Source organism: Streptomyces sp. NPDC086766 (genome assembly GCF_044746005.1).
GTDB lineage: Bacteria > Actinomycetota > Actinomycetes > Streptomycetales > Streptomycetaceae > Streptomyces.
In genome coordinates this window covers 79,729-104,209 of record NZ_JBIVBI010000001.1, presented here as the reverse complement: position 1 = coordinate 104,209, position 24,481 = coordinate 79,729, and the positions used below count along the sequence as shown (strand labels likewise).

The window sequence follows — 24,481 nt, the reverse complement described above, 5'->3', positions numbered from 1 at the left end:
GCCGCCCCGGAGCGAACCTCGCCTACGGGAAGGCGTACGCCTCCACCTCGGCGAGGTAGCGCTGCCGCCGCTCCTCGTCGTGCTCCAGGAAGGAGGCGGCGAAGGAGTTGCGGGCCAGCTCCCGCAGGCGGTCCTCGGTCAGGCCCAGGGTCCGGCGCACCGCGTCGAAGTTGTCGCCCGCGTAGCCGCCGAAGTAGGCCGGGTCGTCGGAGTTGACCGTGCAGACCAGGCCCGCGTCCAGCATCGCGGGCAGCGGGTGGTCGGCGAGGGTGTCGACCGTGCGCAGGCGGACGTTGGACAGCGGGCACAGCGTCAGCGGGATGCGGTCCCGGACCAGCCGGGCGACCAGCGCGGGGTCCTCCATGCAGCGCAGGCCGTGGTCGACCCGCTCCACGCCGAGCACGTCCAGCGCCTCGGTGATGTACTCCGGCGGGCCCTCCTCGCCGGCGTGCGCCACGCGCCGCAGCCCGAGGGCGGCGGCGGCCTCGTACACCTCGCGGAACTTCACCGGCGGGTGGCCGACCTCGGCCGAGTCCAGGCCGACGCCCACGATGCGGTCGAGGTAGGGCTTCGCGGCGTCCAGCGTGCGCATCGCCGACTCCGCGGACTCGTCGCGCAGGAAGCACATGATCAGCTGGGTGGAGACGCCGTGGCTGCGCTCGCTGCGGCCCAGCGCCCGCCACAGCCCCTCGACGACCGTGCCCATCTCCACGCCGCGCGCCAGGTGCGCCTGCGGGTCGAAGAAGATCTCCGCGTGCCGCACTCCCTGCGCGGCGGCGCGGGCGAGGTAGGCGTCGGCGAGGTCCTCGAAGTCCCGCTCGGTGCGCAGCACGGCCATCAGCTCGTAGTACAGGTTCAGGAAGGACTGGAGGTCCTCGAACCGGTACGCCTCGCGGAGCGCGTCGGTGTCGGCGTAGGGCAGCGCGACGCCGTTGCGGGCGGCCAGGCCGAAGGCCAGCTCGGGTTCGAGGGTGCCTTCGATGTGGAGGTGCAGTTCAGCTTTGGGGAGGGGCATCGCAGCATCGTACGGGCGTCCGGCGGGCGATACGGAACATCCGGTTCAGCGCCGTTTCGGGACCGGCACCCGCAGCAGGTCGTGCGCCACGGTCAGCTCCCCCTCGAACCCGGCCGCCCGCGCCTGCCGTTCGAACTCTCCCCCAGACTCCGTCCGGGAGGTGCCCCCAGGCTCGGAGTACCGCTGGCTGAAGTGGGTCAGCACGAGATGCCGTACGCCCGCCTCGCGGGCCACCCGCGCCGCCTGGCCCGCCGTCAGGTGGCCGTGCTCCACGGCGAGTCCCTCCTCCTCGTCGAGGAAGGTCGACTCGATGACGAGCAGGTCGCAGCCGTCGGCGAGGGCGTACACGCCGTCGCACAGCCGGGTGTCCATGACGAACGCGAACCGCTGCCCGCGCCGCACCTCGCTCACCGCCTCCAGCGGAACCCCGCCCAGGGTCCCCTCGCGCTGGATGCGGCCCACGTCCGGCCCCTTGATCCCGTGCGCGGCGAGCCGCTCGGGCACCATGCGGCGCCCGTCGGGCTCGACGAGCCGGTAGCCGAACGACTCGACGGGATGGGAGAGCCGGCGGGCCTGGAGGGTGTACGCGGGGGTCACCGCCAGGTCGCCGTCGGCGTCGACCGGCGCCTGGGTGAGCGGGACGGTCTCCCGGTAGGCGGTGGCGTACCGGAGCCGGTCGAAGAACCGCTGCCCCGAGCGCGGGTAGTGCGCGGTCACCTCGTGCGGCACCTGGTCGAGGTTGATCCGCTGGACGACCCCGGGCAGGCCCAGGCAGTGGTCGCCGTGGAAGTGGGTGACACAGATCCGGTTCAGGTCGTGCGCCGCGACCCCGGCGCGCGCCATCTGACGCTGGGTGCCCTCGCCGGGGTCGAACAGGATGCCCTCGCCGTCCCAGCGCAGCAGGTAGCCGTTGTGGTTGCGGTGGCGGGTCGGGACCTGGCTGGCGGTGCCGAGGACGACCAGTTCACGGACGGACACGGCACCTCACCCGGGGGGCCACTCGAGGCCGCGGCCGCCGAGGACGTGGGCGTGCGCGTGCCAGACCGTCTGCCCGGCGCCGTGGCCGGTGTTGAAGACGATGCGGTAGCTCTCCAGCTTGTCCTCGGCGGCGACGGCCTCCGCCTCCCGCAGGACGTCCGCCGCCGCGGCCGGGTCGGCGGCGGCGAGCGCGGCGGCGTCCTTGTGGTGCGCCTTGGGGATCACCAGGACGTGGGTGGGCGCCTGGGGATTTATGTCACGGAAGGCGACGGTCGTCTCGGTCTCACGGACGATCGTCGCCGGGACGTGCCCCGCCACGATCTTGCAGAACAGGCAGTCGTCCTGCGGCTCCCCTGCCATACGGGTGCCTCCTCACGCCGGTTGATCGCGTACGGGGGCATGCTATCGAGCCGTGCGCCGGCCGGGCTCCGGCAAGTCCGGCGGCGTCTTCGCCGGGTTGTCCTCCAGCGCGGCCAGCGCCAGCGCGATCGCCTCGTCGAGCTGGACGTCCCGCCCGGCGGCGTGGTCCTGCGGGCGCTGCACCACCTCGACGTCCGGGTCCACGCCGTGGTTCTCCACGCCCCAGCCCTGGCCCTCCAGCCAGAACGCGTACTTGGGCTGGGTGATCAGCGTGCCGTCGACCAGGTGGTAGCGGCTGTCGATGCCGATGACGCCGCCCCAGGTGCGGGTGCCGACCACCGGGCCGATGCCGAGCGCCCTGATCGCCGCGTTGACGATGTCGCCGTCGGAGCCGGAGAACTCGTTGGCGACCGCGACCACGGGACCGCGGGGCGCGTCCTGCGGGTAGCTGTACGGCCGCATCCCGCGCGGCACGCCCCAGCCGACGATCCGCCGGGCCAGCTTCTCCACGACCAGCTGGGAGGTGTGGCCGCCGCGGTTCTCCCGCACGTCGACGACGAGCCCCTCGCGGGCCACCTCCACGCGCAGGTCGCGGTGGATCTGCGCCCAGCCGGGCGCCTGCATGTCGGGCACGTGCAGATAGCCGAGGCGTCCGCCGGACTTCTCGTGGACGTAGGCCCTGCGGTCGGCCACCCACGCGTGGTAGCGCAGCGGCTCCTCGTCCGCGAGGGGCACCACCACCGCGTGCCGCGCCTCGCCCCCGCCGGACGGCGAGACGGTCAGCTCGACGGGCTTGCCGGCCGTGCCGACCAGCAGCGGGCCGGGCCCGGTCACCGGGTCGACCGGCTGCCCGCCCACCGCGGCGATCGCGTCCCCGGCGCGCACCGCGACCCCGGGCGCCGCGAGCGGGCTGCGCCCGTCCGGGTCCGAGGTCTCCGCGGGCAGGATCCGGTCGATGCGCCAACTGCCGTCCTCGTGGCGGGAGATGTCCGCGCCGAGCAGCCCCTGCCGGGGCCCGCGGCCGTAGCCGCCGTCCGCCATGACGTAGGCGTGGGAGGTGCCGAGCTCGCCGTGCACCTCCCACAGCAGGTCCATCAGGTCGTCGTGGGTGGCGAGGCGGTCGAGGACCGGGCGGTACCGGCCGAGGACGCCGTCCCAGTCGACGCCGCCCATGTCCGCCCGCCAGAAGTGGTCCCGCATCAGGCGGCCGGTCTCCTCGTACATCTGCCGCCACTCGGCTGCCGGATCGACGGTCTGCCGGACCCGGCCGAGGTCCACGGTGATGTTCGAGTCGCTGTCGTCGTCGTTCGAGGCGCGCCGGTCGCTGGGCACGACCTTCAGCTTGCCGTCGGTCCACAGCAGGACCCGCTTGCCGTCGCCGCTGACCTCGAAGTGGTCGGCGTCGGCGGCGAGGTGCTCCAGGCGCTGCTGGGCGAGGTCGTAACGCTCCAGCTCGGTCTTCGGATCGGGGTCGTCGGGGGTGGCGCGGGTGGCTCCGAGGACGCCGCGCACCGGGTGCCGCAGCCACAGCACGCCGTCCTTGGCGGCGCGCAGGGTGGAGTAGCGGGCGGCCTCGACGGGGAACGGCACGATCCGGTCGGCCAGGCCCTCCAGGTCGATGCGGGTGGCCGGGGTGCCCTCGCTCTCGGGCGTCTCGTCCTTGTCCGGGGCCTCGAAGGAGCGCCCGTGCCGCTGCGGCCCGAACGGGGACGGCGTGGTCGCCGCCAGGGTGATCAGATGCGGGCGGCAGCCCTCCACGAAGGCCAGGTCGAAGACGTGCTCGTCGTAGACCGGGTCGAAGGAGCGGCTGGAGAGGAAGGCCAGGTGCTTGCCGTCGAGGGTGAACGCGGGCGCGTAGTCCTGGAAGCGCAGCGGAGTCGCCTCGGTGACCGACAGGTCGGTGGTGTTGGCGAGCCGCAGCTGGCAGAGCGGCCGGGGGCCGGGGTGCGACCAGGCGAGCCAGCCGGAGTCGGGCGAGAAGGCGAGGTCGCCGACGTCGCCGTCCTCGCTGCGGTCGACCTCGCGCACCTCCCCCGTCTCCCGTTCGACGAGCAGCAGCCGCCCGTCGTGCGAGGCGACGGCGGCACGGCTGCCGTCGGGGGCCATGGCGAGCTCCATGACGCGGCCGAGCTGCCCGGCGGCGAGCCGGCGCGGGGTCGCGCCGACGGCGACGCCGGTGGCGGGCGCGAACTCCAGGGCGTCCTCGCCCTCGGCGTCCGTCACCCACACCACCCACTCCTCGCCGTCCGCGCGGAAGGTGCGCGGCAGCCTGGCCCGCACCCCGGGCCGCGCGGCGAGCGCGCGGGCCGGGCCGGAGCGGTGGGTGACCCAGTGGACGGCGCCGCGCACGGCCACCGCGCTGCCGCGCGCGGTGTGGTCGGGCGAGGCGTGGTCGAACCAGCGGGCGGCGCTCACCGGGTGCGGCTGGAGGTCGACGCGCGGGCCGCCGAGCCGGACGTCCAGGCGGCGCGGCTCGGCGCCGTCGAGGTCGTCCAGCAGCCACAGCTCACCGGCGCTGGCGTAGACGACGCGGCTGCCGTCGCCGGCCGCGTGCCGGGCGTAGAAACCGTCGAGGGGGGTGTGCCGGCGCAGGTCGGAGCCGTCGGCGAGGGAGGAGTACAGCGCTCCGGTGCCCTCGTGGTCGGACAGGAAGGCCAGGCGCTCGCCCACCCACACCGGGCACTCGATGTTGCCGTCGAGGTCCTCGTGCAGCCGTACGAACTCGCCGTCGCCGGCGGGGTCGATCCACAGCTTGCCCGCGGTGCCGCCGCGGTAGCGCTTCCACCAGGCCGCCTCGCGGCCCATCGGCGCGGACAGCAGCACGGTGTGCGGGCCGTGGGCGACGTCGCCGACGGGGCCGTAGGGCAGGGTGGTGGCCGGTCCCCCGTCGAGCGGGACGGCCCGTGCCCAGGTGCGGCGCAGGCTCGCCTGGCCCTGGGTGCTGATCGCGAGGACCTCGCCGTCCGGGGTCCAGCCGCACACCTGGGTCCGCCGGCTGCCCCAGTGCGTCAGGCGCCGGGCGGGGCCGCCGTCGACGGGGGCGGCGTGCACCTCGGGGGCCCCGTCGCGGGTGGAGGTCCAGGCGACGGTGGCGCCGTCGGGCGAGATGCGCGGGTGGGTCACCGGCACGTTGTCGGCGCTGACCCGCCAGGCGCGGCCGCCGTCGAGGGGCGCGAGCCACACGTCGTCCTCGGCGGTGAAGGCGACCAACCCGCCGTGCAGGTGCGGGAACCGGAGATACGCCGACGCGGCGGAGGCGGCCGGCGGAGCGGACGACGCAGACGACGACGCCTTTGCTGACGATGTGGGCTGAGTCACCCGATCACCCTACGCAGCCACGGCATCCGTGGACAGGGGTTTCGATCACTTCCCCCGCACGTCGGCTCCGCGCGGGGCGGACCGACGCGGGAAGGGTGCGGCCTCACTTGCCCTCGACGGGCCAGCAGGTGGGGTCGCCCTTGCACCACAGGGTCCTGGTGACGGTCACCGTGACCGTCGGCCCGGGACCGTCGCGGGTGGGGCGGTGGGTGACGGGCGGGGCGTACGTCGGGCCGGGGGCGGCGTCGCAGTCGCCGAGCCCGTCCACGTGGAACCACACCTTGCCGCCCACCTTCGCGGTCAGGTTCCCGCGCACGCAGGCGCCGTCGACGGCGCGGGTCACCTTGCCGGTGACGGTGATCCTCCGGCCGTCCTTCGTCCGCCCTTGGCAGTCGACGGTGGCGACGGTGGTCACGGACGCCGAGGGCGCCCGCGTCCCCGGGGTCCGCGCCTTGTCCCCGCCCTCGTAGCCGGCCGTGCAGGTCAGCCAGCGCACGGCGGCGTGCCGCCGGTTCAGTTCCGCGGTCGCGGTCTTGTCGGTCGTGTACGCCACCGCGGCGGAGTTCAGCCCGCCGGGGTCGCACGCGACGGCCCCGCCCACGGCGACCGCCGCGAGCCCCGCCACGGCCATCACCCGCCGCCCGCGCGGCCGTTGCCCGATACGCCTCGGTACCCCCATGCACGGCAGCCTGCCACCGGCCCGCCCCGCGCGGTAGAGCGCATACGGCCACACGCGCGCCGCCCGCCCCCTCGGGTGCGTGGCCCCACCTCGCTGCACGGCCGGCCCGCGCGGCACCGTGCCGGACCCGCGCGGTCAGCCGCGCAGCAGCAGCCACTCCTGGAGTTCGACGAGGTTGCCCTCGGGGTCCTTGAGGTGGGCCACGCGCATCCGGTCGGTCAGCGGGGCCGGGCCGTGCAGCACGGTCCCGCCGCGGGCGGTGATCCGGGCGCAGGTCGCGTCGAGGTCGTCCACGCGCAGCACCACCAGGGAGCGGTGCCCGTTGGCCTCCTCGCCCAGTTCGCCCAGCATCCCGGCCATCATCGCCCGGTCCTGGAGGGCGATGCCCGCGGACCCGGTGGCCGGACTGAACTTCTCGTACGGCCCCTCCATCGCCCCCGACTGCGGCTTCAGGCCGAGCACGTCGGCGTAGAAGCGGTAGCAGGCGGCGAAGTCGCCGACGAGCAGCCGGACCTGTGCCAGTTCCACGGGATCCCCCTCCGGGTCAGGACCACCGGCCGGTGCGGCCCAGGAGCAGGGCGGCCGCCGCCGTACCGGCGGTCGAGGTGCGCAACACGCTACGCCCGAGCCGGTACGGCCTCGCGCCCGCCCGGGCGAACAGCTCCAGCTCCTCCGGGGACACGCCCCCCTCGGGCCCGACGACGAGGACGATCTCACCGGCGGTGGGGAGGGCGGTGGTGGCCAGCGGCTCCTCGCCGCTCTCGTGCAGCACGGCGGCGAAGTCGGCGCCGGCGAGCAGGGTGGCGACCTGTTGGGCCGTCGCCGCGTCCGCGACCTCGGGGAAGCGCACCCGGCGGGACTGCTTGCCGGCCTCGCGGGCGGTGGACCGCCACTTGCCGAGCGCCTTCAGCCCACGGTCGCCCTTCCACTGCGTGATGCAGCGGGAGGCGGCCCACGGCACGATCGCGTCGACGCCGACCTCGGTCATGGTCTCCACGGCCAGCTCGCCCCGGTCGCCCTTCGGGAGCGCCTGGACGACGGTGATCCGGGGGGACGGGGCGGGTTCCTCGGTCACGGACTCCAGGTCCGTGACCACCAGCCGGTCCTTGCCCTCGGCGGCCTTCACCACGCCCTCGGCCCAGCGCCCGCGCCCGTCGGTGAGGATGACGTCCTCCCCGGGGCGCAGCCGCTTGACGGAGACCGCGTGCCGCCCTTCGGGGCCGTCGAGCACGAACTCCGGCCCGATCCGGTCGAGTTGGTCGACGACGAACACCGGCGCGGTCATCGCACCTCACCTCCGCTCGTGGGGAAGCCCGACAACGCCGCCCGGGCGGCGTCCAGTTCGGCCGCCAGCACCTCCACCAGCCGCCCGGCGGGCAGACCGCGGGCCATGCGGTGGCCCTGCCCGGCCCACAGCGCCATGCCCTGCGCGTCGCCCGCCTTCGCGGCCGCCTTGCGCAGCGGCGCGGTGAGGTGGTGGAGGTCGGGGTAGGCGGCGGGCGCGTAGGGGCCGTGCTCCCGCAGGAAGCGGTTGACCAGGCCGCGCGCCGGGCGTCCGGAGAAGGCGCGGGTCAGCTCCGTGCGGGGGAAGACGGGGTCGGTCAGCGCCGCCTTGTGGAGGGCGTGCGCGCCGGACTCGGAGGTGGCGAGGAACGCCGTGCCCAGCTGGGCGGCGCTCGCGCCCGCCGCGAGGACGGCGGCGATCTGGCTGCCGCGCATGATGCCGCCCGCGGCGACGACCGGGATGTCCACCGTCTCGCGGACCTGTGCGACGAGCGCGAGCACTCCGGTGCCGGGGCAGCCGTTCTCGGGCAGGTCGCGGTGGCTGCCCTGGTGGCCGCCGGCCTCCACACCCTGCGCGATCACCACGTCCGCGCCCGCCTGCCGCACGGCGAGCGCCTCCTCGGCGGTGGTCGCCGTGACGAGGACGAAGGTGCCCGCGCGGTGCAGCGCGTCCACCACCTCGGGGGCGGGGACGCCGAAGTGGAAGGAGACCACCGGCACGGGGTTGTCCAGGAGCACGGCGAGCTTGGTGTCGTAGCCGTCGTCGCGTCCGCTCTCCGGGTCGCCGAGTTCGGTCTCGTACCAGGTGGCCTCGCCGGCCAGCTGGTGGGCGTAGAGGTCGACGGCGCCGGACTCGGCGTGCTCCGGCTGCGGCACGAACAGGTTCACGCCGAAGGGGCGGTCGGTCAGTCCGCGCAGCTGCTTGATCTCCTGGTACATCCCGTCGGCGGTCTTGTAGCCCGCGGCGAGGAACCCGAGCCCGCCGGCGTCGGACACGGCGGCGGCGAGCCGCGGTACGGAGACTCCGCCCGCCATGGGGGCCTGCACGATCGGATACGGGAAGAGATCGGTCAGTGCGGTGGACATGCCCGCATGGTGTCACGTCCCGCCCACCGCACCGCATCCGGCCGCCCTCCCGGCGGTCCGGGCGGACGGCCGGGAGGGCGGCCGGAGAGGCCGGAACAGAGCCGGAAACGGTGCCGGCTCAGCGCCCCGTGGACGGAGTCGCCTCAGCGCCCGTTGAACGCGTCCTTCAGCCGGGAGAACAGGCCCTGCTGCCCCGGCTGGAACTGGCCCTGGGGCCGTTCCTCGCCGCGCAGCTTGGCGAGTTCGCGCAGCAGGTGCTCCTGCTCGGGGTCGAGCTTGGTCGGGGTCTGCACCTCGACGTGCACCACGAGGTCGCCCCGGCCGCCGCCGCGCAGGTGCGTGACGCCCCGGCCGTGCAGCGGGATCGACTGGCCGGACTGGGTGCCCGGGCGGATGTCGACCTCCTCCATGCCGTCCAGGGTCTCCAGCGGCACCTTGGTGCCGAGGGCCGCCGCGGTCATCGGGATGGTGACCGTGCAGTGCAGGTCGTCGCCGCGCCGCTGGAAGGTCTGGTGCGGCAACTCGTGGATCTCGACGTAGAGGTCGCCGGCGGGGCCGCCGCCGGGCCCGACCTCGCCCTCGCCCGCGAGCTGGATGCGGGTGCCGTTGTCGACACCGGCCGGGATCTTCACCGTCAGGGTGCGGCGCGACCGCACCCGGCCGTCGCCCGCGCACTCCGGGCACGGGGTGGGCACGACGGTGCCGAAGCCCTGGCACTGCGGGCACGGGCGCGAGGTCATGACCTGGCCCAGGAAGGACCGGGTGACCTGCGAGACCTCACCGCGGCCGCGGCACATGTCGCAGGTCTGGGCGGTGGTGCCCGGGGCCGCGCCCTCGCCGTTGCAGGTGTTGCAGACGACGGCCGTGTCGACCTGGATGTCCTTGGTGGTGCCGAAGGCCGCCTCGTCCAGCTCGATCTCCAGCCGGATCATGGCGTCCTGGCCCCGGCGGGTGCGCGAGCGCGGCCCGCGCTGCGACGCCGTGCCGAAGAACGCGTCCATGATGTCGGAGAAGTTCCCGAAGCCGCCCGCGCCGAAGCCGCCCGCACCGCCGCCGGCCTGCGAGAGCGGGTCGCCGCCGAGGTCGTAGACCTGCTTCTTCTGCGGGTCCGACAGCACCTCGTAGGCGGCGTTGATCTCCTTGAACCGCTCCTGGGTCTTCGGATCCGGGTTGACGTCCGGGTGCAGCTCGCGCGCGAGCCGCCGGAAGGCCTTCTTGATCTCTTCCTGCGACGCGTCGCGACGCACGCCGAGTACGGCGTAGTAGTCCGTGGCCACCTAGGACTCCGCCAGGATCTGTCCGACGTACCGTGCCACTGCGCGTACCGCTCCCATCGTTCCCGGGTAGTCCATGCGGGTCGGTCCGACCACGCCGAGCTTGGCGACTGCCTCGCCGCCCGAACCGTAGCCCACCGACACCACGGATGTGGAGTTGAGTCCCTCGTAGGCGTTCTCGTGACCGATGCGCACCGTCATGCCCGGATCCTTCGCCTCGCCCAGCAGCTTCAGGAGCACCACCTGCTCCTCCAGCGCCTCGAGGACGGGCCGGATGGTGAGCGGGAAGTCGTGCGGGAAGCGGGTCAGGTTGGCGGTGCCGCCGATGATCAGCCGCTCCTCGTTCTCCTCCACGAGGGTCTCCAGGAGGGTGGACAGCACCGTCGAGACCGTGCCCCGGTCCTCGACGTCGAAGGCGTCCGGCAGGTCCTCGACGAGCTGCGGCACGTCCGCGAAACGGCGGCCGGCGACCCGGCTGTTCAGCCGCGCGCGCAGGTCCGCCAGGGACGTCTCGCCGAAGGGGGCCGGGCAGTCGACCAGCCGCTGCTCGACCCGGCCGGTGTCCGTGATCAGCACGAGCATCAGACGCGCGGGCGCGAGCGACAGCAGTTCCACGTGCCGCACGGTCGAGCGGGTCAGCGAGGGGTACTGCACGACGGCGACCTGCCGGGTCAGCTGCGCGAGCAGCCGCACCGTGCGGGCGACCACGTCGTCGAGGTCGACGGCGCCGTCGAGGAAGTTCTGGATCGCCCGGCGCTCCGGCGCGGTCATCGGCTTGACCCCGGCCAGCTTGTCGACGAAGAGGCGGTACCCCTTGTCGGTGGGGATGCGTCCGGCGCTGGTGTGCGGCTGGGCGATGTAGCCCTCGTCCTCCAGGGCCGCCATGTCGTTGCGGACCGTGGCGGGCGAGACACCGAGGTTGTGCCGCTCGGTCAGGGCCTTGGAGCCCACCGGCTCCTCGGTGCCCACGTAGTCCTGGACGATGGCGCGCAGCACCTGAAGCCTTCGTTCGCTGAGCATCGCGCACACCTCCAGAAGTCGTCCCGCGGCTCCTTGCCTGGCACTCGGCGCATACGAGTGCCAGCTTTACCCGGCCCAGTGTACGGCCGTCGGGTACGCCCGCGGCAAGGCCGGTCCGGCTACGGCCTGCGAGGTCGTGCCGCGAGGGCCGCCGCGGCTGGGCCCCGGCGGCCCTCGCGGCTAGCGTCGCCGTATGACGGTGACTTGGGAAGAGCTGGGGTGGGAACGGCTGGCGGAGGGGGTCGGCCGCCGCCGCCTTCCGGTGTGGGACTGCACGGTGGGCCTGGTCCTCGGCGAGGACGGCGCGCTGATGGTCGACGCCGGGTCGAGCCTGGCGGAGGGGGTCCGGCTGCGCCGGGAGGCGGAGCGGCTGGCCGGCGGCCGTGTGCGGTTTCTCGCACTGACGCATCCGCACTTCGACCACGTCTTCGGCGCGGCCGTGTTCGCGGGCGCCCACGTCTTCGCCGCGGGCGGCTCCCGCGCGGTGTTCGAGGACGGGCGCGCGGAGCTGTGCGCGGACGCGGTGCGCAACGGGCTGGAGGGCGGGGCGGCCGAGGTGGCGGCGGACACCCTGGTCTCTCCCCGGGAGGGTGTGTGGGGAAAGGCCGTCGTCGAGCTGAAGGGCGGCCGGGAGGTGCTGCTGCACGACGTCGGCCCGGGGCACACCCGGCACGACCTCGCCGTCGTGGTGCCGGGCGACCCGGCGGTGGTCTTCTGCGGCGACCTGGTCGAGGAGTCCGGGGAGCCGCAGGCCGGTCCCGACGCCGTGCCCTCCCGGTGGCCCGCCGCCCTGGACCGGCTGCTGGAACTGGGGGGCGAGGACGCGCTGTACGTGCCCGGTCACGGCGGGGTGGTGGACGCGGCGTTCGTCCGGGCGCAGCGTGACGCCCTGGCCCGACGTTTCGGCGTGTCGCGCTGATCGCCCGCGGGGTTCTCCCTATCGTCATTCGAATGCGCCAGTACTCCGCCGACCTGACCCCGCCGTGGAAGAAGTCCCGGCCCGCGCCGGAGGTGCCGGCGGACCCGGGTCTGGTGGTGGAGGAGCCGGGGACGGGTTTCTGCGGGGCGGTGGTCGGCTGCGAGGCGGGCACGGTGACGCTGGAGGACCGCTTCGGCAAGCACCGGGTCTTCCCGCTCCAGCCGGGCGGCTTCCTGCTGGAGGGCCGCGCGGTGACGCTGGTGAAGCCGGCGTCGGGGCCGGTGCGGCCCACCCGTACGGCGTCCGGTTCGGTCGCCGTGCCCGGCGCCCGCGCGCGGGTGGCCCGCGCCGGGCGGATCTACGTCGAGGGGCGGCACGACGCCGAACTCGTCGAGAAGGTGTGGGGCGACGACCTGCGCGTCGAGGGCGTGGTCGTCGAGTACCTGGAGGGCGTGGACGACCTGCCGTCGATCGTGGCGGACTTCGCACCCGGCCCCGACGCCCGCCTGGGCGTCCTGGTGGACCACCTGGTGCCGGGCAGCAAGGAGTGGCGCATCGCCGAGTCGGTGACCGACGAGCACGCGCTGGTCGTGGGCCATCCGTACATCGACGTCTGGGAGGCCGTGAAGCCGTCCTCCGTGGGCATCGACGCCTGGCCCCGGGTCCCGCACGGGCAGGACTGGAAGACGGGCGTGTGCCGGGCTCTCGGCTGGCCGGAGAACACGGGCGCCGCCTGGCAGCGGATCCTCTCCCGGGTCCGCTCGTACCGGGACCTGGAGCCGGATCTGCTGGGGTGTGTCGAGCGTCTCATCGACCACGTGACCGTGCCCTGAGGCACGTGACCGTTCGCCGAGGCACGCGGAGCCCTCGCCGCGGCCGCCGGGGTCCGGCCCCTCAGTCCACCAGGTCGCGCACCACCGCGTCGGCCAGCAGCCGGCCCCGCAGGGTGAGCACCGCGCGTCCCGCCTCGTACGGCCCCGGCTCCAGCAGACCGCCGGACAGCGCGCGGCGGGAGGCCGCGCGTCCCGCCTCCCGCAGCAGGGACAGCGGTACGCCCTCGCGCAGCCGCAGCTCCAGCAGGATCCGCTCCACCCGGCGGTCCTCGTCCGCGAGGAGCTCGCGGCCGGCGCCCGGGGAGCGGCCCCCGGCGAGGGCGGCGGCGTAGGCGCCCGGGTGCTTGACGTTCCACCAGCGCACGCCGCCGACGTGGCTGTGCGCGCCGGGGCCCGCGCCCCACCAGTCGGCGCCCCGCCAGTACAGCTCGTTGTGCAGGCAGCGGGCCGCCTCGGAGGTGGCCCAGTTGGAGACCTCGTACCACGCGAAGCCCGCCGCGGAGAGCGTCTCCTCCGCGATCAGGTAGCGGTCGGCGTGCACGTCGTCGTCGGTCCCCGGGATCTCGCCGCGGCGGATCCGGCGGGCGAGCTGCGTGCCCTCCTCGACGATCAGGGCGTACGCCGAGACGTGGTCGGGGCCGGCGCCCAGGGCCGCGTCCAGGGAGGCCCGCCAGTCGTCGTCCGACTCTCCGGGGGTGCCGTAGATCAGGTCGAGGTTCACGTGCTCGAAGCCCGCCGCGCGGGCCTGGGCGACGCACTCCTCGGGGCGGCCCGGGGTGTGCGTGCGGTCGAGGACCTTCAGCACGTGCTGCCGGGCGCTCTGCATACCGAAGGAGATCCGGTTGAAGCCGCCCTCCCGCAGGGCCGCCAGATACGCCGGGTCGACCGACTCGGGGTTGGCCTCCGTCGTCACCTCGGCGTCGGGCGCGAGACCGAACTCGTCGCGGATCGCCCGCAGCATCCGCACCAGGTCGTCCGCGGCCAGCAGGGTGGGCGTGCCGCCGCCGACGAAGACCGTACGGACTTCGCGCGGATCGTCGCCGAGGACCTTGCGGGCCAGGCGGATCTCGTCGGTCAGCGTCCCGGCGTAGTTGTCCCGGGAGGCGAGCACGCCGCCGGTGCCGCGCAGCTCGGTGGCGGTGTAGGTGTTGAAGTCGCAGTAGCCGCAGCGGGTCGCGCAGTAGGGCACGTGCAGGTAGAACCCGAGGGGCCGGTCGGCGGCCCCGGCGAGCACCCGCGCGGGCAGCGCGCCGTCCTCGGGGACGGGCTCGCCGTCGGGAAGTGCGGAAGGCATGTCCTCCATTGTCCAGCACCGGCGCCGGGTCCCGGGCCGGGCGCCCACTCCGAGGCGCCGGCTCTACGGCTCTCGCTCCGCAGCGCTCGTAGACCAGGGCGCTGCGCACCCTCGGCCAGTCACGCCTGGGCGCCTGCCCGTGGTCGCTGACGCCAAGCTCCGACTCCGGGCGTTCGCTCCCCGCCGGGGCCCCGGCGGGCCGCCCACCCTCGGCCACTCACGCCCGGGCGCCCGCCTGCGGCCGCACACGCCAGGCCCCTGACCTCGGCCGCACAGCCCGGGCGCCCGCCCTCGGCCGCTCACTCCGCCTGGAGCACCATCAGCGCCAGGTCGTCCTCCGGGGGCCCGGCCCCGAAGTCGTGCACCAGCCGCCGGATGCGCTCGGCGACCAGCTCCGCGTCCAGCCCGGCGCACCCGGCGAGGGCCTTGGCGAGTCCGTCGCCGTCGTCGAACTGACGGGAGCCGGAGCGCCGCTCGGTCACCCCGTCGGTGACGCACAGCAGGGTGTCGCCGGGCGCCAGCTCGCAGGTCTCGCTGGTGTACGTCTCGTCCTCGACGACGCCGAGCAGGGTCTGCGGGCGGGCGACCGTACGGACGTCGCCCCGGCGCCCGAGGAGCAGCGGCAGCGGGTGCCCGGCGCAGGCGAGGGTGCAGCGGACACCGCCCTCGAAGGGGGCCAGCTCGCCGTAGAGGAGGGACAGGAAGCGGGTCTGCGGGCCGTCGCCGGGGGCGGGGGTGCGGCCGCCCGCGGCCACCAGGACCCGGGCGGCGGCGTCGGCGGCCTCGGTGGCGTCGTCGAGCAGGAGCTGGTTGAGGCGGTCCAGGACGTCGGGGACGCCGTAGCCCTCGCGGGCCAGCAGCCGCAACCAGGGCCGGGCCAGCCCGATGACCACGGCGGCCTCCGGGCCCTTGCCCTGGACGTCGCCGACGGCGAAGCACCAGCGGCCGTCCCCGGCCGGGAAGAGGTCGTAGAAGTCGCCGCTCGGACCGCCCTTGTCGCACGGCTCGTAGACCAGGGCGCTGCGCACCCCGGGGATCTGCGCGACCGCGCCGGGCAGCAGCCCGCGCTGCAGGACGGCGCTGATGGTGGCCTGGCGGGCGTACTGCCGGGCCGCGCCGACGGCGAGCGCGACCCGGCGACCGAGGTCCTCGACCAGCCCGGTGATCTCGTCGGGGAAGCGCAGCAGCCCGGCCCGCCCGATGACCAGCGTGCCGAGCGGGCGGCCGCCCGCGATCAGGCGGTAGGCGAGCGCCGACCCGTGGGTGCCGGCCGGGCCGAGGGCCTCCCCGGGCCAGGGGTAGGGGACCGGCCCGGACCGTAGGCCGTCGACCGCGCGCGGCGGGTCCTTCTCCAGGGCCCGGCGCAGTTCCTCCATGCGGTTCTCGCTGCCGTGCCAGACGCGGGCGAGCCGCGGCCCCGCCGCGCCGGTCCCGTCGCCCCAGCCGCCGCGGGCGGTCGCCTCGTCCTCCAGCCACACCGCGCACCAGTCGGCCAGGCGCGGCACGATCAGCTGCCCGGTGAGCGCGGCGACCAGGTTCTCGTCGAGCTGGCCGGCGAGCAGGTCGGAGGCCTCGGCGAGGAAGGACAGGGCGCCGCGCCCGAGCCACTCCCGGTCCCACTCGGCCCGCCGCGGCTCGGGCGCGAGGACCTGGGCCACGCCGAGGTGGCGCTGCCCGGCGTACTCCTCGCCCTCCCCGCCCTCGCCGTCCTCCTCGTCCGCGGCGCCGCGCTCGGCGGGCAGCCGCGCCCACACCGTCTTGGCCCCGGTCCGGTAGGTGATGCCCCACTCCTCGGAGAGCGCCGCGACCAGGCGCAGGCCGCGGCCGTGCTCCGGGGCCTGGTGCGCCGGGTCCGCGGAGGTGTCGCGGGGGGCGCGCGAGGGGTGGTGGTCGGACACCTCGACGACGAACGCGCCGCTGTCCGGCTCCAGTTCGCAGGCCAGCTCCACGTCGGTGCCCGCGTGCACGACGGCGTTGGTGACCAGCTCGCTGACGACCACCAGGGCGTCCTCGGTCAGCCGGCCGGCGACGGCGTGTCCGCGCTGCGCCCACTCGGCGAGCGCCGTACGCACCAGGGCGCGGGCGGAGCCGGGCGCGAGGGGGCCTCCGGGCAGGGTCGCCCACGCCTGCGCGCGCCCGCCCGCGGCCAGGTGCGTGAGCACCTCGGCGCCCGGGTGCGCGGGTGCCCCGGAGGCACGGGCGACGGTCTCCCGCTGCGTGGGAATGACCCCCATCGGCAACTCCCCGAGAAGTTCGGACGAATACGCCTCGGTCGATGCGGACAGAGTGACAGACTGACCGCACCCATAAGCGCCGAGTTACCGAACTGGGCCGGCATGAGTGAGAACAGTGCCACGCGCCTGCTCGAAGAGGGACGCATTCCGGCCGAAGTCCGAGCACCCGCGGCGCGCCGCCCGCTCACCACGACCACGACCGCGACCGAATGAGGCATCGTCAGCATGACCGCTGAGGGCACGGCCGACGACACGGCCGGCATCCTCCTCGTGGACGACATGGAGGACAACCTGACCGCCCTGGAGGCGGTCCTCAAACCCCTCGACCAGCCTCTGGTGCGGGCGCGTTCGGGCGAGGAGGCACTGGCGGCGCTGGCGCGGCGGCGGTTCGCCGTCGTCCTGCTGGATGTGCACATGCCGGGCATGGACGGCTTCGAGACGGCCGCGGGCATCAGGCGGCTGGACGGGGCCAAGGACGTCCCGGTCGTCTTCCTGACCGCCGCGGAGGACGACCCGGGCTTCGCCTTCCGCGGGTACGCCACGGGAGCCGCCGACTACCTGCGCAAGCCCTTCGACCCGTGGGTGCTGCGCGCCAAGGTCGCCGTCTTCCTCGACCTGTACCGCAAGAACCGGCAGCTGGAACGGATGCTGACGCAGGAGCAGGCGCACTGCGCCGCGGTGGCCGCCCGGCTGGCCGCGGTGGACGCGCTGCTGGCCGCCGACCCGCCGGACGTGCCGGAGGCACACCGGCAGGTCCGCGAACTCCACAGGCTGGTGGACTCGATCCGGCGGGAGCGGGGCCACTAGGTCCCGCGGGGGCGGTCCGGCGGGAGCGGGTCGCTAGGACCCGCGGGGGCGGTCCGGCGGGAGCGGGTCGCTAGGACCCGCGGGGGCGGGGCCACCGGCGCCCGCGGAGGCGGGGGCACCGGCGCCCGCGGGGGCGGGCCACCGGGGGATCCGCCCCCGCCGTACGGCGGCTCAGGCCTCGCGGGTGCCCGCGTACATCTCGTCGATCAGGTGCTTGTACTCGCGCTCCACGACCGGCCGCTTCAGCTTCAGGCTCGGCGTGATCTCGCCGTGCTCGACGTCGAGGTCGCGCGGCAGGAGGCGGAACTTCTTGATGGTCTGCCAGCGCTGCAGGCCCTCGTTGAGCTGCTTCACGTAGCCGTCGACCATCTCGACCGTGGCGGGCGCGGCGACGACCTCCGCGTACGACTTGCCCGCGAGGCCGTTCTCCTTCGCCCACTCCATCAGGGAGACCTCGTCGAGGGCGATGAGCGCGGTGCAGAAGTTCCGGTCGGCGCCGTGCACCAGGATGTTGGAGACGTAGGGGCACACCGCCTTGAACTGGCCCTCGACCTCGGCCGGCGCGATGTACTTGCCGCCGGAGGTCTTGATGAGGTCCTTCTTGCGGTCGGTGATGCGCAGGTAGCCGTCCGCGGACAGCTCGCCGATGTCCCCGGTGTGGAACCAGCCGTCCGTCTCCAGGACCTCGGAGGTCTTCTCGGGCAGCCGGTGGTAGCCCTGCATGATGCCGGGGCCGCGCAGCAGGATCTCGCCGTCGTCGGCGATGCGCACCTCCGTGCCGGGCAGCGGCTTGCCGACGGTGCCGGTGCGGTAGGCCTCGCCGGGGTTGACGAAGGAGGCCGCGGAGGACTCGGTCAGGCCGTAGCCCTCCAGGATGTGGATACCGGCGCCGGCGAAGAAGTAGCCGATCTCCGGCGCGAGGGCGGCGCTGCCCGACACACAGGCCCGCAGGTTGCCGCCGAAGGCCTCGCGGATCTTGGCGAAGACGAGCCGGTCGGCCACCTTGTGCTTGGAGGCCAGGCCGAAGGGCACGGCGTGGGTGCCGGTGCGCTGGAAGTTGTCCTGCGAGACCTTGGCGTACTCGCGGGCCACCTCGGACGCCCACTGGAAGATCTTGTACTTGGCCGCGCCGCCCGCGCGCGCCTTGGCGGCGACGCCGTTGTAGACCTTCTCGAAGATGCGCGGGACGGCCGCCATGTACGTCGGCTGCACCACCGGCAGGTTCTCGATGATCTTGTCCACGCGGCCGTCGACGGCGGTGACGTGCCCGACCTCGATCTGGCCGGAGGTGAGGACCTTGCCGAAGACGTGCGCCAGGGGCAGCCACAGGTACTGCACGTCGTCGCCGCCGACCAGCCCGGTCGCGGCGATCGCCTTCGCCATGTACGACCAGTTGTCGTGCGGCAGGCGGACACCCTTGGGGCGGCCTGTGGTGCCGGAGGTGTAGATGAGCGTGGCGAGCTGCTCCCGGGTGATCGCGCCGACCCGCTCCTTGATGAGCGAGGGGTGCTTCTCCAGATGGGCGGCGCCGCGGCTCTCCAGCTCGGCGAGGGTGAGGACCCAGTCGCTCGTCTCCACGCCGGCCGGGTCGACGACCACGACGTGGTGCAGGTCGGGCAGCTCGGCGCGCTTCTCCAGCACCTTGGCCAGCTGCTCGGCGTTCTCCGCGATCAGGACCCGGCTCTCGGAGTCGGAGAGGATGAACGCCGACTCGTCGGCATTGGTCTGCGGATAGATGGTGGAGGTCGCCGCGCCGGCGCACATGATGCCCAGGTCGGCCAGGATCCACTCGATCCGGGTGGAGGAGGCGAGGGCCACCCGCTCCTCGGGCTGCACGCCCAGCTCGATGAGCCCGGCCGCGATCGAGTAGACCCGCTCGGCGGCCTGCGCCCAGCTCAGCGACTTCCAGTCGTCCGGGCCCGTACCCGAGGAGGGGGGCACCGGATAGCGGTAGGCTTCGGCGTCCGGCGTGGCCGCCACGCGCTCCAGGAAGAGGGCCGCCACGGTCGGCGGGCGGTTCTCGATCAGGGTCTGTGCGTCGCTCACGACATCCTCCGGGGCCCGCGGCAGTGCGGCTGGCTCAGTGCGGCTGGGTTGACTCGCGACGTTGTTTAACTCGCGAGTAACTATCGAGCAGGGATCAGAGTAAAGCGCGACCGGCCACCGCGTAAGGGGCCGCGGACTGTCACTTCCTACAGAGAGCTACCGCGCGCACGCACAGGGGCCCGCCGCACTTTCGCATGACGGACCCCCTTTCCACCCGGTTTGCCGGGGCAACCGCGGGTAACCCCTGGTTACTTCTTGCCCTTGGCCGACCCCGCGCTGTCATCGCTGGAGAGGACCGCGATGAAGGCCTCCTGCGGAACCTCCACGGAACCCACCATCTTCATCCGCTTCTTGCCTTCCTTCTGCTTCTCCAGCAGCTTGCGCTTGCGGGAGATGTCGCCGCCGTAGCACTTGGCGAGGACGTCCTTGCGGATGGCGCGGATGGTCTCGCGGGCGATCACCCGCGAGCCGATGGCGGCCTGCACCGGCACCTCGAAGTTCTGCCGCGGGATCAGCTCCTTGAGCTTGGCGACGAGCCGCACGCCGTACGCGTACGCCTGGTCCTTGTGGGTGATCGCCGAGAAGGCGTCCACCTTGTCGCCGTGCAGCAGGATGTCCACCTTGACCAGGGAGCTGTTCTGCTCGCCGGTGGGCTCGTAGTCGAGGGAGGCGTAGCCGCGGGTCTTGGACTTCAGCTGGTCGAAGAAGTCGAAGACGATCTCCGCGAGCGGCAGCGTGTAGCGGATCTCGACGCGGTCCTCGGACAGGTAGTCCATGCCGAGCAGGGTGCCCCGCCGGGTCTGGCACAGCTCCATGATCGCGCCGATGAACTCGGTGGGCGCGAGGATCGTGGCCCGCACGACCGGCTCGTACACCTCCGCGAGCTTGCCCTCGGGGAACTCGCTCGGGTTGGTCACCGTGTGCTCGGTGCCGTCCTCCATGATCACGCGGTAGACCACGTTGGGGGCGGTGGCGATCAGGTCGAGCCCGAACTCGCGCTCCAGCCGCTCGCGGACCACGTCGAGGTGGAGCAGGCCGAGGAAGCCGACGCGGAAACCGAAGCCGAGGGCCGCGGAGGTCTCCGGCTCGTAGACCAGGGCGGCGTCGTTGAGCTGGAGCTTGTCCAGCGCCTCGCGCAGCTCGGGATAGTCGGAGCCGTCCAGCGGATACAGGCCGGAGAAGACCATCGGCTTGGGGTCCTTGTAGCCGCCCAGCGCCTCCTCGGCGCCCTTGGCCTGGCTGGTGATCGTGTCACCGACCTTGGACTGGCGGACGTCCTTCACACCGGTGATGAGGTAGCCCACCTCGCCGACGCCGAGGCCGTCGGCCGGGAGCATCTCCGGCGAGTTGGTGCCGATCTCCAGCAGCTCGTGGGTGGCGCCGGTGGACATCATCCGGATCCGCTCGCGCTTGTTGAGCTTGCCGTCGACGACCCGGACGTAGGTGACCACGCCGCGGTAGGAGTCGTAGACCGAGTCGAAGATCATCGCGCGGGCGGGGGCGTCGGCGACGCCGACCGGGGCCGGGATCCGCTCGACGACCCGGTCCAGCAGCGCGTCGACGCCGAGACCGGTCTTGGCGGAGACCTTCAGCACGTCGCCGGGGTCGCATCCGATGAGGTTGGCGAGCTCCTCGGCGAACTTCTCCGGCTGGGCGGCCGGCAGGTCGATCTTGTTGAGGACCGGGATGATCGTGAGGTCGTTCTCCATCGCCAGGTAGAGGTTGGCGAGGGTCTGCGCCTCGATGCCCTGGGCGGCGTCGACGAGGAGGACGGTCCCCTCACAGGCGGCGAGCGACCGGGAGACCTCGTACGTGAAGTCGACGTGCCCCGGGGTGTCGATCATGTTCAGGATGTGCGTGTTGCCCGGATCGCCGGACGGGGCCCACGGCAGACGCACCGCCTGGGACTTGATCGTGATGCCGCGCTCGCGCTCGATGTCCATGCGGTCGAGGTACTGAGCGCGCATCTGCCGCTGCTCGACCACACCGGTCAGCTGAAGCATCCGGTCGGCCAGCGTGGACTTGCCGTGGTCGATGTGCGCGATGATGCAGAAGTTGCGGATCAGAGCCGGGTCGGTACGGCTCGGCTCGGGCGCATGGAGAGGGGTCGCGGGCACGCAGGGTCCTGATTCTTGAGGCGTCCGCATACGTGTGCTTGTCCGTCTGCGGTCTCGGGTCGGATCGATACGTAGCCTCCATGGTCCCACGGCCGGGGACCGGTGACCGGTTTGGGCCACTCGGAGGGCCACTGGTAGTCTGATGCGCTGTGTCTCATGCCCTTCTCCGGGAGGTCGCACGGGGCACGTCTTCAAGAAATCACCGGCGCGTGAGGCGGGCCGTCCGCGGTCCATCCTCGCGTGCCTGAATCTGTAGAGGCTCATTCGTGGCGAACATCAAGTCCCAGATCAAGCGGATCAAGACCAACGAGAAGGCCCGGCTGCGCAACAAGGCCGTCAAGTCCTCCCTGAAGACCGCGATCCGCAAGGCCCGTGAGGCTGCTGCCGCGGGTGACATCGCGAAGGCCACCGAGCTGCAGCGCGCTGCCGCGCGTGCGCTCGACAAGGCCGTCTCGAAGGGTGTCATCCACAAGAACCAGGCCGCCAACAAGAAGTCGGCGCTGGCTTCCAAGGTCGCTTCCCTCAAGGGCTGACCCACTCGTTGATCTGACCGCCGGCAGGACCCAGAGCGGGCCCTCTCTCATCCGCTCCCGGCCGGCACCCCCGAGCTCGTACGCGGCCTGCGTTCGCCACGCGGGTACGGGCTCAACGGCGTGAACAGCGTGAACCGAAGACCCTGCCGCCCCTCCCTTTCCCCAGGGAGGGGGGCGGGGTCTTCGGCGTGCGGGCACCTCTCGCCTCCAGCGGCGCGGGGTCGTCGGCGTGCGGGGCCCTCTCGCCCCGAGCAGGGCTGGGCCGTCGGTGTGCGGGGCCCTCTCGCCTCTGGCGGGGCCGGGTCAGGCCCGGCCGCGGGAACGTGCCGCGCGGGCGATGGTCACGACCGCCTTCTCCAGGGCGTACCCGGGGTCGTCCCCGCCGCCCTTGACGCCGGCGTCCGCCTCGGCCACCGACCGCAGCGCGACGGAGACCGCGTCCGGCGTCCAGCCGCGCATCTGCTGCCGCACCCGGTCGATCTTCCACGGCGGCATCCCCAGCTCCCGCGCCAGATCGGCGGGACGGCCACCGCGCGCGGACAGCAGCTTGCCGATCGCCCGCACGCCCTGGGCCAGAGCACTGGTGATCAGCACCGGTGCCACCCCTGTCGCGAGCGACCAGCGCAGCGCCTCCAGCGCCTCGGCCGCCCGCCCCTCCACGGCCCGGTCGGCGACGGTGAAGCTGGAGGCCTCGGCCCGCCCCGTGTAGTACCGCCCGACGACCGCCTCGTCGATCGTGCCCTCGACATCGGCGACCAGTTGCGCCGACGCCGACGCCAGTTCCCGCAGATCGCTGCCGATCGCGTCGACCAGCGCCTGGCACGCCTCCGGCGTGGCCGACCTGCCGAGCCCCCGGAACTCGGCCCGCACGAAGGCCAGCCGGTCGGCCGGCTTCGTCATCTTCGGGCAGGCCACCTCGCGCGCGCCCGCCTTGCGCGCCGCGTCCAGCAGGCCCTTGCCCTTGGCGCCGCCCGCGTGCAGCAGCACGAGCGTGATCTCCTCGGCGGGAGCCCCGAGATACGCCTTCACGTCCTTGACCGTGTCGGCCGACAGGTCCTGCGCGTTGCGTACGACCACGACCTTGCGCTCCGCGAAGAGCGACGGGCTGGTCAGCTCGGCGAGCGTGCCGGGCTGCAACTGGTCCGAGGTCAGGTCCCGTACGTCCGTGTCGGCGTCGGCGGCCCTGGCGGCGGACACCACGTCCCGCACGGCACGGTCGAGCAGCAGGTCCTCCTGCCCCACGGCAAGCGTCACCGGGGCAAGCAGGTCGTCGTTCGCAGTGTTCCTGGCCATCGGCCCAAGCATCGCACGCGGCAGCGACAACGGGGGCGGAGGCGGGAGGGGGTGGGGCGGGGCGGAGGCACGGGCGGGGCGCCCGCGTGGGCGGGGTGGGGTGGAGCACCGGCGTGGGCGCGGAACCGGCCTGGGCGGCGCGGAGCCCGATGGGGTCGGGCGCGGGCGGGGTGAGGGCGGGGCGGCGGTGCGGTCGGCACGGGCCCTGGTGGGCTGGTGGGCCCGGCGGTGGGGCCGGAGTCCTACGGCTCCTCGCGCCAGCCGTCCCACTCCCCCGCGAACGTGTCGAGCTCCGCGGGATCGAGCCGCTCCGCGTCGTCGCGCAGCAGTACGAGCCACTGCGCGTCCTCCGCGTCGTCCTCCCCGGCGAGGGCGTCCCGCACGATCCTCGGCTCCTCGTCGGTCCCGAACCGTTCGGCCAGCGCCTGTGCGGCCTCCTCTGCGGCTTCGCGGTCCGGCAGCACCAGCACATGTCTCACATCACTCACCCGGCCATTCTCCGGCACCGCCGCTCGCCCGGTTCAGCCGCCGTCGGCTCCGCCCCGCACCTCCGGGACGCCGGCGAGCTCCAGCCCGAACCGGTCGCGGTACACGGCGAGCACCTCCTCGTCCGTGTCCAGGTCCCGGACCACGCGCGTCCCGTCACCGCTCGTCGTGGTGAGGGTCCGGCCGCCGAGGGTGATCCGCCCTCCGTCCTCGGTGAGCCGGGAGCACACCAGCGACCGTGTGAAGTGCGAGGCGGGCGAGGTGCTGTGCCACCAGGCCCCGGCCACGAAGTCCGCGAGGACCCGAGGCCGTACCTCCAGGCGGTACTGCGGCTTCCCGTCCCGGACGACGTCCAGGTCGGCGGAACCGTCCTGGACGCCGTCCGCGTCGCCCGTCCCGGCCGCGCCCGGCCCGCGTCTCCCGGCCCCGTCGGGCCCCGCCTCGACGATCCTGAACGTGCCGCCGGGGTCGGCCTGTTCGCCCCGCTCCCCGAACGCCAGCGGGAAGTGGCTGTGCGTCCCGAACCCCACGTCGGCCAGCCGGTCGCCCCCGTCCACCGTGCGTACCCGCAGCGCCAGATGGTCGTAGGGGATGCCGAGCCGCCCCTCCTCCCCGTACACCCGCGCGGCGAGCAGGGTGACCTCGAAGCCGAGCGCCGTGAGCAACGCCCCGAACGCCCCGTTCAGTTCGTAGCAGAACCCGCCCCGGCGCACGCCCACCACCTTGTCCAGCAGCCGCTTCTCCTCCAGCAGGATCTCCTCGCCGAGATGGACGGACAGGTTCTCGAAGGGCACGGCCCGCAGATGCCGCAGGTGCAGCCGGCGCAGGGCGTCGGCGGTGGGACGCGCCGGGCGCTCGGCACCGAGGCGGCGGAGGTAGGCGTCGACCTGAGCGGTGTTCATGGG

Annotated in this window: 21 protein-coding genes; 4 read left to right on the top strand and 17 right to left on the bottom strand. The window is 73.8% G+C overall.

All coding sequences use genetic code 11. From position 1 onward, the window contains the following. Nucleotides 1–22: 22 nt before the first annotated feature. The 10 genes from ACIPM1_RS00445 to hrcA form a co-directional block, all read right to left on the bottom strand. The gene (locus ACIPM1_RS00445) at nucleotides 23–1,015 is read right to left on the bottom strand and encodes an adenosine deaminase (RefSeq protein ID WP_402426904.1); all 993 of its coding nucleotides are present in this window, start codon (nucleotides 1,013–1,015) and stop codon (nucleotides 23–25) included. A 45-nt stretch (nucleotides 1,016–1,060) separates the two neighbouring features. Continuing rightward, the gene (locus ACIPM1_RS00440) at nucleotides 1,061–1,993 is read right to left on the bottom strand and encodes a ribonuclease Z (protein ID WP_402426901.1); all 933 of its coding nucleotides are present in this window, start codon (nucleotides 1,991–1,993) and stop codon (nucleotides 1,061–1,063) included. 6 nt (nucleotides 1,994–1,999) lie between these two features. Beyond that, nucleotides 2,000–2,353: an HIT domain-containing protein gene (locus tag ACIPM1_RS00435; protein WP_402426898.1), complete on the bottom strand. Its 354-nt coding sequence runs from the start codon at nucleotides 2,351–2,353 to the stop codon at nucleotides 2,000–2,002. A gap of 42 nt (nucleotides 2,354–2,395) precedes the next feature. Then, nucleotides 2,396–5,563: a S41 family peptidase gene (locus tag ACIPM1_RS00430; protein ID WP_402428116.1), complete on the bottom strand. Its 3,168-nt coding sequence runs from the start codon at nucleotides 5,561–5,563 to the stop codon at nucleotides 2,396–2,398. A gap of 211 nt (nucleotides 5,564–5,774) precedes the next feature. After that, nucleotides 5,775–6,350: a hypothetical protein gene (locus tag ACIPM1_RS00425; RefSeq protein ID WP_402426895.1), complete on the bottom strand. Its 576-nt coding sequence runs from the start codon at nucleotides 6,348–6,350 to the stop codon at nucleotides 5,775–5,777. 135 nt (nucleotides 6,351–6,485) lie between these two features. Beyond that, complete coding sequence (locus ACIPM1_RS00420) at nucleotides 6,486–6,878, bottom strand: VOC family protein (RefSeq protein WP_356180900.1); 393 nt, start codon at nucleotides 6,876–6,878, stop codon at nucleotides 6,486–6,488. A gap of 16 nt (nucleotides 6,879–6,894) precedes the next feature. Continuing rightward, nucleotides 6,895–7,635, bottom strand: coding sequence for a 16S rRNA (uracil(1498)-N(3))-methyltransferase (locus ACIPM1_RS00415; protein WP_402426892.1), 741 nt, complete (start codon nucleotides 7,633–7,635; stop codon nucleotides 6,895–6,897). Beyond that, nucleotides 7,632–8,720 (bottom strand): nitronate monooxygenase, encoded by a 1,089-nt coding sequence (locus ACIPM1_RS00410; protein WP_402426889.1) that lies wholly within the window; start codon nucleotides 8,718–8,720, stop codon nucleotides 7,632–7,634. Before ACIPM1_RS00410 ends, ACIPM1_RS00415 begins: the two co-directional genes overlap by 4 nt. Before the next feature lie 143 nt (nucleotides 8,721–8,863). Beyond that, nucleotides 8,864–9,997, bottom strand: coding sequence for a molecular chaperone DnaJ (gene dnaJ, locus ACIPM1_RS00405; protein ID WP_356180891.1), 1,134 nt, complete (start codon nucleotides 9,995–9,997; stop codon nucleotides 8,864–8,866). Continuing rightward, complete coding sequence (hrcA, locus tag ACIPM1_RS00400; RefSeq protein WP_356180889.1) at nucleotides 9,998–11,014, bottom strand: heat-inducible transcriptional repressor HrcA; 1,017 nt, start codon at nucleotides 11,012–11,014, stop codon at nucleotides 9,998–10,000. A gap of 193 nt (nucleotides 11,015–11,207) precedes the next feature. On the opposite strand from hrcA, the gene ACIPM1_RS00395 reads away from it, so the two are divergent. Next, on the top strand, nucleotides 11,208–11,933 hold the full coding sequence (locus ACIPM1_RS00395; protein ID WP_402426885.1) for an MBL fold metallo-hydrolase: 726 nt from the start codon (nucleotides 11,208–11,210) through the stop codon (nucleotides 11,931–11,933). 32 nt (nucleotides 11,934–11,965) lie between these two features. Then, entirely contained in the window at nucleotides 11,966–12,766 is an 801-nt protein-coding gene (locus tag ACIPM1_RS00390; protein ID WP_402426882.1) for a DUF3097 domain-containing protein, read from the top strand. Nucleotides 12,767–12,827: 61 nt separating this feature from the next. Here the strand turns inward: ACIPM1_RS00390 and hemW are convergent, their stop codons facing one another. Together hemW and ACIPM1_RS00380 are read right to left on the bottom strand one after the other, a co-directional pair. Continuing rightward, nucleotides 12,828–14,060, bottom strand: coding sequence for a radical SAM family heme chaperone HemW (gene hemW, locus ACIPM1_RS00385; protein ID WP_402426879.1), 1,233 nt, complete (start codon nucleotides 14,058–14,060; stop codon nucleotides 12,828–12,830). 299 nt (nucleotides 14,061–14,359) lie between these two features. Further along, nucleotides 14,360–16,294 carry a SpoIIE family protein phosphatase gene (locus tag ACIPM1_RS00380; RefSeq protein ID WP_402426876.1) on the bottom strand — a complete coding sequence of 645 codons (1,935 nt, stop codon included), beginning with the start codon at nucleotides 16,292–16,294 and terminating at the stop codon, nucleotides 14,360–14,362. 225 nt (nucleotides 16,295–16,519) lie between these two features. On the opposite strand from ACIPM1_RS00380, the gene ACIPM1_RS00375 reads away from it, so the two are divergent. Further along, entirely contained in the window at nucleotides 16,520–17,101 is a 582-nt protein-coding gene (locus tag ACIPM1_RS00375; RefSeq protein ID WP_402426873.1) for a two-component system response regulator, read from the top strand. A 171-nt stretch (nucleotides 17,102–17,272) separates the two neighbouring features. Here the strand turns inward: ACIPM1_RS00375 and ACIPM1_RS00370 are convergent, their stop codons facing one another. Both ACIPM1_RS00370 and lepA read right to left on the bottom strand, forming a co-directional pair. Continuing rightward, nucleotides 17,273–19,147 (bottom strand): AMP-dependent synthetase/ligase, encoded by a 1,875-nt coding sequence (locus tag ACIPM1_RS00370; protein WP_402426870.1) that lies wholly within the window; start codon nucleotides 19,145–19,147, stop codon nucleotides 17,273–17,275. A gap of 248 nt (nucleotides 19,148–19,395) precedes the next feature. Next, on the bottom strand, nucleotides 19,396–21,264 hold the full coding sequence (gene lepA, locus ACIPM1_RS00365) for a translation elongation factor 4 (protein ID WP_402426867.1): 1,869 nt from the start codon (nucleotides 21,262–21,264) through the stop codon (nucleotides 19,396–19,398). 266 nt (nucleotides 21,265–21,530) lie between these two features. On the opposite strand from lepA, the gene rpsT reads away from it, so the two are divergent. Then, the gene (gene rpsT / locus ACIPM1_RS00360) at nucleotides 21,531–21,797 is read left to right on the top strand and encodes a 30S ribosomal protein S20 (RefSeq protein WP_402426864.1); all 267 of its coding nucleotides are present in this window, start codon (nucleotides 21,531–21,533) and stop codon (nucleotides 21,795–21,797) included. Between the two features lie 303 nt (nucleotides 21,798–22,100). On the opposite strand, the gene holA is transcribed toward rpsT, so the two are convergent. The 3 genes from holA to ACIPM1_RS00345 form a co-directional block, all read right to left on the bottom strand. Continuing rightward, nucleotides 22,101–23,090 carry a DNA polymerase III subunit delta gene (holA, locus tag ACIPM1_RS00355; protein WP_402426861.1) on the bottom strand — a complete coding sequence of 330 codons (990 nt, stop codon included), beginning with the start codon at nucleotides 23,088–23,090 and terminating at the stop codon, nucleotides 22,101–22,103. 242 nt (nucleotides 23,091–23,332) lie between these two features. Then, nucleotides 23,333–23,578 (bottom strand): hypothetical protein, encoded by a 246-nt coding sequence (locus ACIPM1_RS00350; protein WP_402426858.1) that lies wholly within the window; start codon nucleotides 23,576–23,578, stop codon nucleotides 23,333–23,335. 33 nt (nucleotides 23,579–23,611) lie between these two features. After that, on the bottom strand, nucleotides 23,612–24,478 hold the full coding sequence (locus ACIPM1_RS00345; RefSeq protein WP_402426856.1) for an arylamine N-acetyltransferase: 867 nt from the start codon (nucleotides 24,476–24,478) through the stop codon (nucleotides 23,612–23,614). Between the last annotated feature and the right edge of the window lie 3 nt (nucleotides 24,479–24,481).